General features: G+C 56.3%; 16 protein-coding genes. 10 read left to right on the forward strand and 6 right to left on the reverse strand.

Annotated features, from left to right (window positions below; all coding sequences use genetic code 11):
- Position 1: 1 nt before the first annotated feature.
- Genes A9179_RS10415 through A9179_RS10425 form a run of 3 tightly spaced genes read left to right on the forward strand, consistent with a single transcriptional unit; the run spans position 2 to position 2018 of the window.
- On the forward strand, positions 2-307 hold the full coding sequence (locus A9179_RS10415) for a DUF6482 family protein (RefSeq protein ID WP_187805743.1): 306 nt from the start codon (positions 2-4) through the stop codon (positions 305-307).
- Complete coding sequence (locus A9179_RS10420) at positions 304-1845, forward strand: cryptochrome/photolyase family protein (RefSeq protein ID WP_187805744.1); 1542 nt, start codon at positions 304-306, stop codon at positions 1843-1845. The genes A9179_RS10415 and A9179_RS10420 overlap by 4 nt, the downstream gene beginning before the upstream one ends.
- Complete coding sequence (locus A9179_RS10425) at positions 1842-2018, forward strand: DUF2256 domain-containing protein (RefSeq protein ID WP_187805745.1); 177 nt, start codon at positions 1842-1844, stop codon at positions 2016-2018. Before A9179_RS10420 ends, A9179_RS10425 begins: the two co-directional genes overlap by 4 nt.
- A gap of 88 nt (positions 2019-2106) precedes the next feature.
- Here A9179_RS10425 and A9179_RS10430 read toward each other — a convergent pair whose 3' ends face one another.
- The gene (locus tag A9179_RS10430; protein ID WP_187805746.1) at positions 2107-2316 is read right to left on the reverse strand and encodes a tautomerase family protein; all 210 of its coding nucleotides are present in this window, start codon (positions 2314-2316) and stop codon (positions 2107-2109) included.
- Positions 2317-2383: 67 nt separating this feature from the next.
- Positions 2384-3115: an SDR family NAD(P)-dependent oxidoreductase gene (locus A9179_RS10435; RefSeq protein ID WP_187805747.1), complete on the reverse strand. Its 732-nt coding sequence runs from the start codon at positions 3113-3115 to the stop codon at positions 2384-2386.
- A 116-nt stretch (positions 3116-3231) separates the two neighbouring features.
- On the opposite strand from A9179_RS10435, the gene A9179_RS10440 reads away from it, so the two are divergent.
- The 5 genes from A9179_RS10440 (at position 3232) to A9179_RS10460 (ending at position 9715) form a co-directional block, all read left to right on the forward strand.
- The gene (locus A9179_RS10440) at positions 3232-4158 is read left to right on the forward strand and encodes a LysR family transcriptional regulator (protein WP_187805748.1); all 927 of its coding nucleotides are present in this window, start codon (positions 3232-3234) and stop codon (positions 4156-4158) included.
- Positions 4159-4902: 744 nt separating this feature from the next.
- Positions 4903-5517: a hypothetical protein gene (locus tag A9179_RS10445; protein WP_187805749.1), complete on the forward strand. Its 615-nt coding sequence runs from the start codon at positions 4903-4905 to the stop codon at positions 5515-5517.
- A gap of 2 nt (positions 5518-5519) precedes the next feature.
- Complete coding sequence (locus A9179_RS10450; protein WP_187805750.1) at positions 5520-7388, forward strand: Mu transposase C-terminal domain-containing protein; 1869 nt, start codon at positions 5520-5522, stop codon at positions 7386-7388.
- Between the two features lie 9 nt (positions 7389-7397).
- On the forward strand, positions 7398-8384 hold the full coding sequence (locus A9179_RS10455; protein WP_187805751.1) for an AAA family ATPase: 987 nt from the start codon (positions 7398-7400) through the stop codon (positions 8382-8384).
- Positions 8384-9715, forward strand: coding sequence for a TniQ family protein (locus A9179_RS10460; protein WP_187805752.1), 1332 nt, complete (start codon positions 8384-8386; stop codon positions 9713-9715). The genes A9179_RS10455 and A9179_RS10460 overlap by 1 nt, the downstream gene beginning before the upstream one ends.
- A gap of 12 nt (positions 9716-9727) precedes the next feature.
- Here A9179_RS10460 and A9179_RS10465 read toward each other — a convergent pair whose 3' ends face one another.
- Positions 9728-10618, reverse strand: a complete 891-nt coding sequence (locus A9179_RS10465) for a DNA-binding protein (protein ID WP_187805753.1) — start codon at positions 10616-10618, stop codon at positions 9728-9730.
- A 182-nt stretch (positions 10619-10800) separates the two neighbouring features.
- On the opposite strand from A9179_RS10465, the gene A9179_RS10470 reads away from it, so the two are divergent.
- Positions 10801-11760, forward strand: coding sequence for a site-specific integrase (locus tag A9179_RS10470; protein WP_187805754.1), 960 nt, complete (start codon positions 10801-10803; stop codon positions 11758-11760).
- Positions 11761-11788: 28 nt separating this feature from the next.
- Here A9179_RS10470 and A9179_RS10475 read toward each other — a convergent pair whose 3' ends face one another.
- Complete coding sequence (locus tag A9179_RS10475) at positions 11789-12685, reverse strand: hypothetical protein (RefSeq protein WP_187808664.1); 897 nt, start codon at positions 12683-12685, stop codon at positions 11789-11791.
- A gap of 88 nt (positions 12686-12773) precedes the next feature.
- On the opposite strand from A9179_RS10475, the gene A9179_RS10480 reads away from it, so the two are divergent.
- The gene (locus A9179_RS10480) at positions 12774-13322 is read left to right on the forward strand and encodes a 3'-5' exonuclease (RefSeq protein ID WP_046163592.1); all 549 of its coding nucleotides are present in this window, start codon (positions 12774-12776) and stop codon (positions 13320-13322) included.
- Here the strand turns inward: A9179_RS10480 and A9179_RS10485 are convergent.
- The gene (locus tag A9179_RS10485) at positions 13319-13810 is read right to left on the reverse strand and encodes a Mov34/MPN/PAD-1 family protein (protein WP_187805755.1); all 492 of its coding nucleotides are present in this window, start codon (positions 13808-13810) and stop codon (positions 13319-13321) included. The two genes, A9179_RS10480 and A9179_RS10485, sit on opposite strands and share 4 nt — an antisense overlap.
- Entirely contained in the window at positions 13807-15282 is a 1476-nt protein-coding gene (locus A9179_RS10490; protein WP_262410567.1) for a ThiF family adenylyltransferase, read from the reverse strand. Before A9179_RS10490 ends, A9179_RS10485 begins: the two co-directional genes overlap by 4 nt.
- Positions 15283-15334: the final 52 nt, after the last annotated feature.

Here is a 15334-nt window from a genome sequence, read left to right on the forward strand (position 1 = left end):
GATGAATCTTCAGCAACTGGGCGAGGCCGCGCTGGCGGGGCGTGTCGAGGGAGTCGAGGTGGTGTCGCTGGAGGGCGGTTTCTACATCCTGCAGGCGAGGCTCGCTTCGGGTCTCGAGCCGGTGCGAGACGAGCAGGGAAGGGTGCTGCACTTGCGCTCGGCCACTCAGATCCGTGAACTGCTGCAGGACATGCCGCGGTTGCCTTGCGAGCTGGTACAGCACTGCGCCCATGACGAGATGTGCGGCGTTCGCGAGGGTGCGATAGGGCCGCTGCGCCTGCCGCTGTCGCTGGAGCAGCGCTGGTGAGCGACGCCGTACGCCGCCTTGGTCTTGTGCTGGGCGATCAGCTCAGTTTCGACCTCTCGCTGTTCGATGCCCTCGACCCAGCCCGTGACGCGGTGCTGATGGCCGAGGTGAGCGAAGAGGCGTGCTACGTGCCGCATCACCCGCAAAAGATCGTGCTGGTCTTCAGCGCCATGCGCCACTTCGCGCAAGCACTGGAGACGCGTGGCTGGCGGGTGATCTATGTGCGGCTCGACGCCCCCGACAACAGCGGCAGCCTGGCGGGGGAGTTGCGTCGCTGGCATGCCGCCCTGGGTGGGCCGGCGCTGCACCTGAGCGAATGCGGTGAGTGGCGGGTGGAGGAGGCCCTGCGTACCGGCGGGTTGTCGCTGAACTGGCACGTCGACCGGCGTTTCCTCTGTTCCCGCGAGGAGTTCGCGCGTTGGGCGGGCAATCGTCGGCAGCTGCGCATGGAGCTCTTCTACCGCGAGATGCGTCGGCGCAGCGGACTGCTCCTGGAGCCCGACGGTGGGCCGCTGGGCGGTAGCTGGAACTTCGATGCCGACAATCGCAAGGCACTGCCGAAAGGTGCGCGGGGGCCGTTTCCCGCACGCTTTCGGCAGGACGTGATTACCCGTGAGGTGGTGGCCCTGGTGGGCGAGCGGTTCGCCAGTCACTACGGCCGCCTGGAGGGCTTCGACTACCCGGTGACCCACGCCGAGGCGCAGGAGCTCTGGCAGCATTTCCTCGAGTTCTCCCTGCCATCGTTCGGCGACTATCAGGACGCCATGGCCGAGGGCGAGCCCTACCTGTTCCATGCGCGTATCAGCGCGGCCCTGAACATCGGCCTGCTGGATCTGCGCCAGCTCTGCGCCGACGTAGAAAGCGCCCACCGTCAGGGTCAAGTCCCGCTCAACGCGGCCGAAGGTTTCATTCGCCAGTTGATCGGCTGGCGCGAATACGTGCACGGCATCTACTGGCTGCGCATGCCTGATTACGCCGCGCTCAATGTGTTCGGCAATCGCCGGGCGCTGCCAGAGTTGTACTGGAGCGGCCGTACCGAGATGCGCTGCATGGCTCAGGCGATCAGCCAGACGCTGGAGCTGGGCTATGCCCATCACATCCAGCGGCTGATGGTCACCGGCAACTTTGCTCTGCTCGCCGGTATAGCTCCCTCGGCCATCTGCGAGTGGTACCTGGCGGTCTACCTGGACGCCTTCGAGTGGGTCGAGCTGCCCAACACCCTGGGCATGGTGATGCACGCCGACGGCGGCTACTTAGGCTCCAAACCCTATTGCGCCAGCGGCCGCTACATCCAGCGGATGTCCGATCACTGCGGCGCCTGCCGTTACCGGGTGGATCGGGCGACCGAGGATGACGCCTGCCCGTTCAACTCGCTGTACTGGCACTTCCTGATGCGCCATCGTGATCACCTCGGTCGCAATCCACGCCTGGCCATGGCCTATCGCAACCTGCAACGCATGGACGAGTCCCGCGTCGCCGCGCTCTGGCAGCGTGGCGAGCAGTTGCTGGCGCGGCTGGATGCTGGAGAGGCACTGTGAAGAAGCCTCATCTGCCACAGAAAACCTGCGTGGTCTGCGGCCGGCCGTTTGCCTGGCGGCGCCGCTGGGCACGCTGCTGGGAGGAGGTACGCTATTGCTCCGCCCGTTGCCGTGGGCAGCGCGACTACCGAGCGTTATTGCCCCAGCTAAGTGACCACCCAGAAGCAAGATAGGCCGCCTTGCAGTTGCTGATCTGCGCCAGCAAGCCCGCACAAGACCTGACCCGCCTCCACGGCTCGTACAGGCGAGTCAGGGCAGCCCTCATCCCTGCGGTTTTTGGCTGCGGTACTCGGTGGTGGTCATGCCTGCGTAACCCCAGTTATCGGTGTCGACTTCCTCGATTACGATGTGAGTGAGTTCGGGCTGCTTGTTAAGTACGCGCTGCAGGGTCTCGGTGATTTCCTTGATGACCTGGGCTTTCTGCTGGCGGGTTACGCCGTCACGGGTGATGCGGACACTGACGAAGGGCATGGTGTTGCTCCTGTGGGGGGAAGTTCTCAAATGGGGAGGCGCGGGCCGCCCCGTTAGGTTTAGCCAATTACCATTTACCGACGCTCATTCCGCCGTCGACCGGGAGTACCACGCCCGTGGTGAACTGAGCATTGGCCAGGTAGAGCACGGCATCGGCGATATCGCTGACGCGGCCGATGCGCCCGGCCGGTTGCAGGCCGTTGAGGAAATCGAAGCTGGCCGGGTCGTGCATCGGCGTCTCGATGATGCCGGGGGCCACCGCATTGACCTGGATATTGTGGGGTGACAGCTCCAGCGCCAGGGCCCGGGTGACCTGGTTCAGGCCACCCTTGATCAGCACCGGAAGAGCGGCGGGCACGGCGAGGTTGGGCTGCAGCGCCACGGCGGCGGTGATGTTGATGATCTGCCCCTGGCGCCGCTCGATCATGTGCGCGGCAGCGGCCTGTGAGGCGTAGACCACGCCCTTGAGGTTGGTTTCCAGCAGGCCGTCGATGTCCGCGGGGCTGTATTCGATGAAGGGCTTGGGCAGGAAGAAGCCAGCGTTGTTGACCAGCACGTCGACCTGGCCGAAGGCCTCGATAGCGGCCTTGATCAGGCGGCGCGCTGTGTCCGGCCTGGCGATGTCGCCGGCCACACCGATAAAGGCAGGGTTGTCCAGTTGCGCCCTGGCTTCGTCCAGGCGCTCGGCGGAGCGAGCGTTGCCGACCACGTTGAAGCCGCTGGCGAGGAAGGCCTGGGCCAGGCCGAAGCCGATGCCGCTGGAGGCGCCGGTGATCACCACGGTTCTGCTGTTACTCATGTCGTTTCTCCCGATGAGGAGGCACCGAGTGGTGCCGATGGGAGGACTATATTTTTGCGCGCTATACGGATAAATATGTATCAGAGAACTTCAGTTGATACATGGTGTAATCAATCATGCAGCGCCAATTCGACGACATTCTGCTTGGCAGCATCGAATTGTTCTGCCTGGCGGCGGAGCTGGGCAGCTTCACCGCGGCCGGGCTGGCGGCCGGCGTAACGCCGGCGGCGGTCAGTCGCTCGATCGGTCGACTGGAGGAACGCCTGGGTTCCCGGCTGTTCGTGCGTACCACCCGCAGCATTCGCCTGACCGAGGGCGGGCGCGGCTACTACGAGCAGTGCCGGCAGGCGCTGACCCAACTGGTGGAGGCCGAGCGCGCGGTGACAGGCCAGCAGCAGGAGCCTTCGGGTACGCTGCGCATCAGCCTGCCGACCACCTACGGTCATCACCGCATCCTGCCGCTGCTGCCCGAGTTCCGCCGGCGCTACCCGAAGGTGCAGGTCGATATCCACCTGGGCAACCGCAATATCGACTTCGTCGGCGAAGGCTACGACCTGGCCATCCGCGTGCGCGCGCAGCCGGACTCGACGCTGATCGCCAGACCGCTGGAGGATGCCCGGCTGGTGGTGGTGGCCACGCCCGAGTACCTGGCGCGCGCCGGTGTACCACAGACTCTGGGTGACCTGGCGCGGCACGACTGCATCCAGTTCGAGCTGCCCAGCAGCGGGCGGCGCATCACCTGGCTGTTCAGCGAGGATGGCCACGAGCGGGAGATCCTCACCGAGGGCGGCTACGTCTGCTCGGACGACGTACTGGGCGGCGTGACCCTGGCCAAGCATGGCGCGGGGCTGTTCCAGACCTACCGCTTCATCGTTGAACGGGAGCTGGCTGAGGGTTCGCTGGTCGAGGTGCTGCAGCCGTTCGCCGGACGCTCGCGGCCCTTCTCCCTGTTGTATCCCCAGGGCCGGCATATGCCGCTGCGCCTGCGCGCGTTCGTCGACTTCATCATGGAGCAGCAGCCCCAGTGGGCCGCTGACGCCTGAGCGCCACCCTGTGTATCTGTCGCGCACTGGACGCGCTGGCATACAAAGCGAGCGCCACTCCGATACGTGCCAGATACGAGCGCGCGGCCAAATGGCGACACCCGACTGATGCTCATCAGGGCTTCCAGGAGTCCCAGCTGAATCAGAAAGCACGCAGCTCGCGGGGCGGTCGGGAGACCGTGGGCACGTGGGCAACATCTACAAGTACTACGTCGCCTACAAGCTGGCAGAGGAGAAGAACGCGCGGCGTAAAACGGCGCAGCAGTAGCGAGATTGGCTTTCATCAATATTTAACGTGCAGGGATGTGAAAGTGGGACTTTGAAGAAAGTGGGACTATTCCGTTTTTAAAAGTTTTGCAATATTGAGGCTCATTTCTATTCCAATTCCCTCTTAAACTCACCTCTATTTCGTTCCGTTGAGCGCTGCATTATCTCGATCACTTCTATATCTCAGCGCGTAATGAAAGTCCCACATTTCCCTCTGGAAGACAACTTGGATCTCGACGAGATCTGGAAGGTAGTTTGGAACTCTTGAGGGTTCCCTTCCGATAACCGTTGGGCTAGAGCTCTTTGTTGAAAAAATCGCTTCCTCGTCAGAATTATACTTGGTCCGGTTTGCTCAAGTCCTGTCCAGTCTCGATAGCGCATATTGCGATTAACATGGGAGTAAAATTTCAAAAAGATATTACGCGCCCAGAATTCTGGACCTTAATTGATTCATAACCTGATCACAGGGAATGGATCATGCCAGCGCTTGGGCTAGAACCTACCGTAGTAAAGAGAAAGAAGGGGCAGAACGAGTATCTGATTTGGAGCGCCAAGGCTGGCGCAGCCCTAACTTTGTACGAAAAATCCCACGTCCTATATCTCCTCCGCCAAGAATTTAGTCCCCACGTGACAGCATTGAGCGGAGAGGCCTTTCAGTTGAAGACCCCTTATGGGACAGCTGTTATGCCCATTTCTGCGAGTCTTGGAGACCAACTGAAGTTAGCCATATTTGACTCTCCTCAATTGGTAGTGCAGCAGGTGGCCGCTCTTTGCGAGCAAAGAGGATGGATCTTGGATGTCATCACCACCTCACAACATACGGACTCCAGCCACGAATTCTGGAATTTGCTCGAGATGCAGCAATGGCTTCTCAGGTGGGGAGGCGGTGTCCGAGAGAAAGACATTCAGATATTTGCCAGGAGTATGCGTTCAGGCCATTCATTTGCGCTGCAACAGCAATTGTCAAGCGAAGATGCCGTTAATCAATTGACAATGATTTATGAGTTGGTGCGGCGAGGGCGACTGGTCCCTCAGGATATTTGTACAAGGCGAATTTGTCAGGACAGTATCTTTTTAGTTCGTGGTGATTAGAAATGACCCAAGCGCGATTTTCGATATCGGAGCTTAGAGACTCCGGTCTTGATATTGATAGTTGGCCAGAGCCAGAGACAAGCGCGCTGTCGGCTAAAGAAAGAGGTCTAGTCGATAAGAAGATTGCTGCCGTTAAATCTTATTTCAAGGATGGCCTTACACTTTTTGAAGTCAGGAATAAATACGGAATTACCAAAAGCACCTTGTACAGATTGATTGAGCGTGGTCAACGCATCGTCGATGGCCAACCCCTCGGATTCTTGGGTGCTATGCCATATATACGGACTAGACCGCGCAAGGATTTAGAAAATAAACTAACTGACAAAGGCAAAGAAAATAAGAGTGGAATTTTTTCAAGATTACTAAACACGTACCCATCATTGAGCGAAGAGCTCTCTAGCTTGGTAGAGATTTATAGAAAAAAACAAAAAAGAATTTCGGATCTTCATCAGTCGTTTCTAGACGCCTGCCGAGATCAGGGCGTTGGGGATAAGGACTACCCATTCAGCGAAGCCGACCTCGCTAGGCGGACATTTGAAACGCATCTCAAAGCTAAATATAGGGAACGTCAGGCGGAGATTGAGCTTGAGAGTGCAAGCAGAATTTCTGAAAGGATTGAGCCAACCGAAGCGCTTGATGAAGTAGAAGTAGACGGCCATCAAATAGATCTTCGATTAGTTATAGAGGATTATGACCTCTATGGAGAGCCGGTTAGATATGAGATTCTTCGCGTATGGCTAATCCTAGTTATTGATGTATTTACTAGATGCGTATTGGGATACAGCATCGCTTTAGGGAAAAACTACGACCAGCAGGATGTTCTCTCAGCTATCTTCAATGCCTTGGCGCCGCACAGCAGACCAAAAGCAGTTATCACGAATGCATTATACGAACAAAGTGGTGGTTTTCCCTCTGAGCGCGGAGATGAATTTGCGTGGGCCACATGGCGGTGTATCAAGCTGGACAATGCACTTTCGCATAAAGCTATTCGGGTAAAGGAAATACTCGATAAGAAGGTGGGGTGTTTAGTTGATTACGGTCCGCCTCATCAGCCAAACGCGCGCAGTATAGTTGAGCGATTCTTTAGGTTCATAGCAGATAATTTCTCTCATCGACTGATTGGAACTACCGGCTCAAGCGTTAAAGATCCAGTTAGAGAGGCGTTATCGCCATCCTCCAACTCTGGACTATCGCTGTTAATGACACTAGACGAACTCCGACACGGTATCGATATCGTTCTATCAGATTATAACGGACGACCTCATTCTGGTGTATTTGGAAATTCGCCTTTAGAGCTTTTTACCTCGCGGCTCGCGAGGAGGCAACTCTTGATCGGGAAGCTCAAGCCTGAGGATCGCAACGAATACGACTTCATGAAAAGAGTTCAGATTGCGACGGTTCGATCTTCGAGCAAAGAGACAGGGGCGTATATTAATTTTGCCAATGTAAAGTACAAAGACCCCCTGATTCTAAGAAGTGATCTAACCGGTCGAAAAATTCAAATCACGTACGATGTTAGGGATATTTCCCATGTTCGCGCTTATACGATGGATGGCAAATTTATTGGTCCGCTTAAAGCGAGTGGACCATGGGGCAGGGAGCAACACTCTCTGCAGCTCCGGCAGACATTATTCAAGGCGTTCCGAGACCGAGCTATAAGATTCAAAGTCGGGCAAAGTTTATTGGATGCTTGCAATCAACTACGTAATCGGACCGGAAGGAGTCTGACGACGAATACTGCTCATTACGAAATAATTCAATCACTTAAGACGCAGGAAAAATCTGGGCCTGATAAATCTATGTCGGCGGACATTAAGCCACTTGTTAAAGAAGCTGTGGCTATGCCTTTAACCAAAATCTTTGTTTCCTAGGGGGTGCTAATGAACATTGCTGATCTGCCTCCTGCAGATATTGATATGGAAGATCACCCAATCAATACCGAGCGCTATTTAATACCTACTCAGCCTATCGGTAGGTTAATGGCTGTATTGGAGAAGATTGTACGCCGCCGAACGTCTGGATTACTCATACATGGCCGGCCTCGCTATGGTAAATCCAAGGCGATCAAATACTGCTCAAATGCAATAAAGGATATATTCCCTGGGCTTCCTGTATGTATATTCAGTGCACCAGAAAAAATGACCGCTTCCGAGGATGCTTTTTACTCGCAGTTATTACAAGCGCTAGGCCATAAACAGTTAGGCGGAAAGCCGCACGAAAAGCGCCAGCGCATTCTGAATCTTATCTATGAGCGCTCGTGTCGGTATAAGAGGAGGATGTTCCTTCTTTTTATCGACGAGGCTCAAAAATTTTTCGACAAGCACTTTGAGTGGCTCAGAGATATCTATGATAATTTGGAGCTACATTTTGAGGTGCGACTGGTTGTGGTTCTTGTAGGTCAGCCAGAACTCGTCATTGTAAAAGAGCAGTTTCTTAGTGCGCGTAAGCAGTCAATTATTGCGCGCTTCATGATTCAGGATATGGAGTTTCAAGGGCTCAGCTCGGCTCAAGAAGTTGCAGAGTGTCTAGGCTGCTATGATGCAGCCGTGTATCCAGCGGACACAGATTGGACTTTCACCAGGATATTTTTCCCAAAAGCATTCGCCAACGGCTTTAGGCTGGGCAACTATGGGCAGCAGTTTTGGCGTATTTTTGGATTGCATCATAATGAGCATGGTCAGATTAGTGACCTAAGCATTCCAATGAGATTCTTTACGAAGACTATCGAGATATTTTTCACTGAGTATAAGCATCTAGATGATATAAGTTTTTTGTTAACAGATGAGCTAATCAATGAGGTGATTTCAGAGACTTGGTACTACCTTTATCAGAAGGATGTTCGGCAAATGGACTATTTAGATAGCTGATGAAAATTGTTCCTTTTCCTGCATTCAGTCGCATTTCTGCGAACTGCTCAATCACGCCGCGTCTTGTGGGGTTTGAATCTGCGTATTCTATTCTTAGCAGATTTGCATCTGCCAATGTTGTATCTGGAGCTGCCGTGGTTGGCATGTTCAAGAACCATAGCGAGAGATTTCGAAGTTATCGTTCTCGCACGAATAACTTATCCAGCTTATATTCAGTAAATATTGGTGCTTTCGAAAGGGAGCTTAGTTTGGCAAAGAGGGAAGTTTATGACTTGTTTTTAACGCCAAACTACCTGCACGATCACTGGTCATTGTGTGGTTTGCTTCGATTTTGTCCTTGTTGCATGTCGCAGGGCGTTCACTATGCAGTTTTTCAGTTCGATAAATTAGTTAACTGTCCGATTCATAAGGTGCCGCTTGAGGTGGCCTGTAGATTTTGCGGCGCCGCAACACCGTACACCTTGAATTCGCAGACATTCAGAACCCCTTTTGGCTGCGCGAGTTGCAAGTGTTCGTTGCTGCAGGGCGACTATCGCATGTCGAGTTCAGCTCTCCAGGCGGCGAGTGGATTGCCGCTGGAAGTAGAGCGAATTTACAAGACATTCAGCGCCATGGCTGGCAGCCGGCTTTGCATGCCACTTTTAGGAGCCAGTAGAGTGCGCGCTGGGCAAGTTATTCCGGCGATGCGACTTGAAGTGGACTGTGGCGAAGAAGAGGAGCAATTTTTCTCAAGTATGGTGAGCGCGCCCATGCCTCATTCCATTCTGCGGTTTGACTTTATTAGTCGAGTCTGCCAAACGGATTTGCCACATCCTCCCGAAGTTGGAGGCAGCGAGTTCACGTTGCTCGTTGACGAATTGGCATCAGTATTGAAATCGCTCATCCGACACAACTGCTTTGTTGAGCATGTCTCTACAAGAACCGTAGCATTGGTCTCTGATAACGATCTTATCGAACACACGGTTCAATCTCTTACAAATAGTATCGAAGGGCTCAAAGTCCTGGTGTCGTGGCGAAGGCTGTGGTGTGTGAACGCCACGTTTCGAGGGCGTGCGGCTATCGGCTACGCGATTTCGTCTTGGTTGGGGCGCTTTTGCCAAGAGAGCCGGACGCTAGCGCTTTCCGCCAAGGAGCGTTCATGGTTGGCTAAGCATGCTTTTGCCGATGAGGTACTGCACTCGCTAACTGAGTTTCGTCGCAATCGCAAGCTTGACGCAGGGCTCCCCATCAGTGACCAGACCGCTTATGTGGCGCCCTGTTGGGCGGTCGAAGTGGATGAGGATGACCCAGAAATTCGCAGGATCAGTTACACGCGCCAGGCGGCTGTTTGACGCTCATAAAACTCAACTTTTGGTTTTCTTTTTTGCACGGCCCGCAGCTTGCCGCTCCAGAAGCTCGCACCGAGTCAGTAGTTCCTGGCGCTGCTGTTCTGATTGCGCGTAGGCGGTCTGCTGCATGTCCAGCTCAGTCGCCTTGTGGTTTAACTGTTGCTGAAGGGCCCGCTGCTCGCGCAGCTGCTGCTGCGCTTCGCTTAGCAAGCGGGCGTTGTCGCGATTGAGTTGTGTGAGTTCGTCCTGCTTGATCATTAGAGTCTGTTGCAGCTGGCGTATCTCGGCCTGAAGCTGGCTAGTCTGGGCTTCATGGCGGCGCTGCTCCTGTTCACGCTGCTCCTTGCTGGCCTGGCGGTAATGCTCCATGCCATCACGAGCGTGCTGATGCATGTTTTCAAGCGACTGGATGCGCTCATCGCGCTCCCGCACTCGCACCTCCAGATCCTGCAGGGATTGCAGCATTCGGGCGTTATCGACTTCGACGGCTTGTCGCTGTTGCTGCTCCTGGAGAATCAACTCTTGGGCCGCTTGCAGCTGTAGAGCCAAGCCTGAGTGCTGAGATTCGATGTCTCGCATCCGGGACTCAAGCACGGCTGATTGCTGCTGTACTGCAGCGCGCTCGCGTAGGAGCGCTTCATGGGCCTGGGCGACGGATTGCTGAGCCTCTTGCTTCAATTGCTCCAGAAGCTGCTCCATGAGATTCGTTAGCGGAGCGCTTAACGCGGCACTGGATGTGGCCTGCTCGCTGGCTTCCAGTTCCTTCAAATAGCGGTGGATGGTGGTCTTGGAGCCGGTGTTGCCCAGCTCGACACGCACTGCATCAATGCTGGGGTGAATGCCGCGAGCGAGGAGGGCATGCCTGGCTTTCTGCACGACCGCTTTGTTGATTCCACCGCGGGCCATAAGTGGGTCTCCTGACGATTTCGTTCCGTGGTACGTACCATGTAAGTACATGGCATCTTATCAAAATTTTCCTTTGTGACCCGCTTGTATTCTAGAATTGAGTAATCACGAATTATCCAAGGTGAAGCGGCGTTTTCGTCGTTTGACGCTCGCTCACCGGTACACCAAGGGGATGTGCTCAGATGAGCCAGGAGGTTGAGCGGTACCTGCAGGCCGGCACTCGCGCCAACACGCGACGCAGCTACCAGCAGGCGCTTGAGCATTTCGAGGTCACTTGGGGCGGCTTCTTGCCGGCGACCAGCGATGCCATCGTGCGGTACCTGGTCGACCACGCCGCCACACTGTCCAGCAACACCTTGAAGCTGCGTCTGGCGGCATTGGCGCAGTGGCATGTCAGTCAGGGCTTTCCGGATCCGACCAAGACCCCTCTGGTCCGCCAGATCTTCAAGGGGATCCGTACCCTGCACCCTCGCCAGGAGAAACAGGCCGAGCCCTTGCAGCTGCGTCAGCTCGAGCAATGCGTGCTTTGGTTGGAGCGATCCGGTGAGCGTGCACGCGCTGAGGACGATTGGCCGCGACTACTGCGCTGTTGCCGCGATCGTGCACTGGTCCTGATTGGCTTCTGGCGGGCGTTCCGCAGTGATGAGTTGTGCCGCCTGCAAGTCGAGCACATCCAGGTGCGGGCCGGGGAGGGGATGCAACTGTTTCTGCCGTGGAGCAAAGGCGACCGCGACAACCAAGGCCAGACCTTCAGCGCGCCGGCGTTGGCCAGGCTGTGCCCAGTACAAGCTTACGTCGACTGGATCAGCGTGGCGGGCATCGCGCGTGGGCCGGTATTCCGTGGAATTGATCGCTGGGGGCATTTAGGTGAGCAGGGTTTGCACCCAAATAGCGTTGTCCCACTCATGCGCGCCGTACTGCAGGCGGCAGGGCTGCCTTCGGAGCTGTACAGTAGCCACTCGCTGCGCCGCGGGTTTGCCACCTGGGCCACCCGCAGCGGCTGGGATCTCAAAGCGCTGATGCAGTACGTAGGCTGGAGCGATGGCCAATCCGCATTGCGCTATGTGGAGAGCACAGGCGTGTTCCCTGGGCAGCTGAGTGCGCTACAACACATCTCAAACTGGCCCGAGGGACTGCCATAAGACCGCCTTCCGCGGCCCCGATCCGCACCTAGCTGCGCACTGGGAACACCAGCTCGTCATGTGCGGTGCAAATGAGTCGATGGTCCAGCACATGGAAAATTGCAGGGTTCTTGACATCCTGGGCACCCACAAAGAAGAGATAACTGCGGGATGCCTGCTTATCTTTTTTGGCTTTCATGTTCTCTTGGCGGGCTATTTCCAGCTCATTTTTCAGTCGCCCGCGGGCAGCCGCTGACCACTCGCTCCAGAGGACGACCACCTGGTAAGGCGTTAGTTTTTTCTCTTCCCATTCGCCCGCGTTGAGTGAAATGGTCAAGTGTTCGGGCGATTCAGCGGCTGGCGTCCAGGCCAGTTCCCCATAGAAAATGCGTGCATTAGGGCATGGCTCCAACCCTTTCGACCTAAGTTTCTTGAAGGCGGTTTGATAGGTCGCTGGGGCAATACCCGGGATGGCTAAAGAAAGATGCCTATCGAAGGGGAAGCGCAAAAAAGCACGGCAGATAGGGCGAATGCTGTTCGCTGCGCGTCGTCCTTCTCGGCGCACCAGGCCAGTGGCTCCATCCGACCGCCTGACGCTCTGTGTCTGAGACTCGGTGTGAGGTAGCGCAGGACCGACGATTGTACGGTCTTCAATCAGCTGCAGCCGGGCGGGCGATAAACCTGGCGAGGTCTCCAACTCCTGCTGAACACTGCCGCGCTTGCCCTGCGCGATAACCTTGGTTTCGCCCTCCACCTCACAACCTGAGACGTGAGGGTCACGCAGTTGAAAGTGAGCCCGAACCAAGTTCTCCGGGCGATAGGAACGCGGGAAGGCCTGAGTTTTGCAACCAGGGCATTGGTAGCCATAGGTATCCACTGCCGCCAGCAGTTTAAGGTCCTCGGCCTCAACAATTTCCTGGGTAATACGATCACGAGCGTTGTCCATGACGCTGACGTCTCCATGGGGGTGGGTGTTCGGCTTATGCAGCTCACCGCATACTGTCCGAATGGGTCGGAGTAAATAAAGGGGTGAAATGGTGAGCGATGAGCTTTATGTTTCCGTCGACGTAGAAACTTCCGGGCCGGTACCGGGCATCTATAGCCTGCTTTCCATCGGCGCTTGCGTCGTCTCAGAGCCCGCTCAGTCAATCTATCTCGAGCTCCAGCCAGACGGCCTACAGCACGATCCGGAGGCTGTCGCCGTAACTGGCCTTGACCTCACCAAGCTCGAAAACGAAGGACTAGCCCCACAGACGGCGATGCTCAAGCTGGAGCAATGGTTGAACCAGCTATGTTCGGCAGATCAGAAAGTCGTTTTCGTGGGGCTGAATGCCCCGTTCGACTGGTCGTTCATCAACTACTACTTCCATAAGTATTCTGGGGCGAACCCCTTTGGGTTCACCGCACTCGACATGAAGGCGTATTACATGGGGGTTACCGGATGCCGCTGGAAGGAAACTAAATCCTCGCAAATGACAGCTCGGCTCAACCCCCAAAGCGCACCCAACCATAACGCGTTGGACGATGCACGATTTCAAGCGGAGCTTTTTGCGCTAATGCTGGCAGAAGGGTGTAACCGCTAACCTGGCCAGCTACCCCATGCAGCTTCTACATAACGCCCCTCCCTGAAGGACCAAGCCTTTATGCCTTCAGGGCTGCCGGAGTTGCCCACGATGATTGCCAGCGGGTGCGGCAGATCTTGTGTGTAGCGCGCTGCAAACCTGGAAAAACTTCCGACATCAGTGGGGGAGATCATAGGAATGCTTTGCGGGTGAGTATGCCAGTACCCCACCAGTCGGAGCCCTGCAGCATTGGCTCGTTCAATTTCATCTCGGCAGCGGTGGGCATTCAACTCCAGCCAAGTTCTTCCAGCCCGGTCATCTCGATGGGGGGGAGTCGCCAAGGCAAGTACCAGTCCGGTAGCGCTTGCGGGGTCGACAAATAGCTGTCCCCCACGCTCCACATCGAAGCGCCTCTGCCGATAGCGCTCCAACAGGTTCGCAACGTCCTGCGATACCAACAGATGCGTGTCCACCCCGGGCCAGCTCCATTGCCAGGCGATTGCCGTCATCGAGCTGTCTCCAAATGCTCCGGCCAATCACGCTCCAACTGAGCCTGCTGCATGCCAGCAGGTAGTTCAGGACCCAGATACTGCCCTCCCAGCGTCGCCACGTCGTGGGGGCCATTGATGCTGCTGACCCAGATCGGGGCTCCGGTGCCGCCGCTCAATGCTCGTAATGCGGCCTGAGAGACCATTGAAGCAATGTTCACCATTCCCAGAGAACCTCCTGGGATGAAACTCTCTCCGCAGGCGGGAAGGGCGACAACGCCACCTTCCGGCCAATCGGTGAACTTGTGCCTAAATTCACCGTTTTCTGTGAATAGGCCTCGAGCATCAAATGCACCCGATGGGGCAAGGAGCACATGCCCCACCTGCGTATGAGGTTCGCTCCAGGCCTGGAGTAGACCCCAGGATGTGCCATTCGACTTGGAGCTCCACAGAGCCACCTCTGACTGCCAATCCGCAGTGGTGACTACGACCAGATCCGCTTTATCAAATACCTCGGGATTCTGGTACATCACCACTTCAGCGAAGTCTGCGAACGCAGCGACCTCCGTGGTAGGTAGGTCTTTGCGAATTCGCTCCTGAAGCGCTTCGGCCTTGGCCAGGCCTAGGTCATCGGCCCCGAGTACATGCCTGCCGAGATTCGCCGACACCAAGTAATCCGGGTCAATGAGTGTCAGATGGCCAACACCCGAGCGCGCCAACTGTAGGGCAACCGTGCCACCCAACGAGCCCACACCAACACAAACTACGCGAGCCGCTTCCAGGTTCTGCGCCATACCGCTGAGGTCACGGGACAAAATCTCTGTCCGATCCAGCACATCCAGGGTCGTTGCTCGGATCAGAACTGGGGGATGGCTGACTGCAACTGCTGGCCGGCGCCGCGCTGAACGCAGGTAAAACTTTGATCCTCGATCCAACTGTGGGCCGTACGCGCGAACGTTAAGGCAGTAGATCGGAGCACCGGCATCTCCCGGAAGCTCCAAAGCGATCCAGCGGTTAGGTAGCGAGCCACGCTCATTGAACCAAGCCAGCAGCTGCGTGCTGTCGCCAGGAGCAAGGTGTGGAATGAGCCATGTGAGCAGTAACTCCGGGGCCGGAATGCGCAGGTCCGGATAACTCTGAAGCTTTGCGTAGAAGCCTGGGGTCTCGGGAGCACGCATCCTGGGGGATCTGCCAATCGTGCGTCTGCAGTGCCTTTTCAGCGATGACAGATCTGTTGCGAGCCAGACTGTTTCCTGGCCGGACGGCAACGCTTGTCGAGGATCGCTTAGGGCAAACAGCTTCGAGGCAGCTTGGGGGCGATCCAGAAGAATAAGGTTCTGTTGAGACAGCCCCTGCTGCCTCGACCAGTAGGATGTGATTTCGCGCCGAAATTCGGCATCCCGGGCAGCCACGCATGACCCCATTTGGGACAAGCTCACGATCTTGCGTAACCGAGCTAGGCTATCCGACACCACGTATTCAGGGGTGCCCATCACTGGGCGCTCCTGGAAGCCATGCAGACAGAGCCCGACTTCCATGGCGTGG

The organism is Pseudomonas alcaligenes, from assembly GCF_014490745.1.
Taxonomy (GTDB): domain Bacteria; phylum Pseudomonadota; class Gammaproteobacteria; order Pseudomonadales; family Pseudomonadaceae; genus Aquipseudomonas; species Aquipseudomonas alcaligenes_C.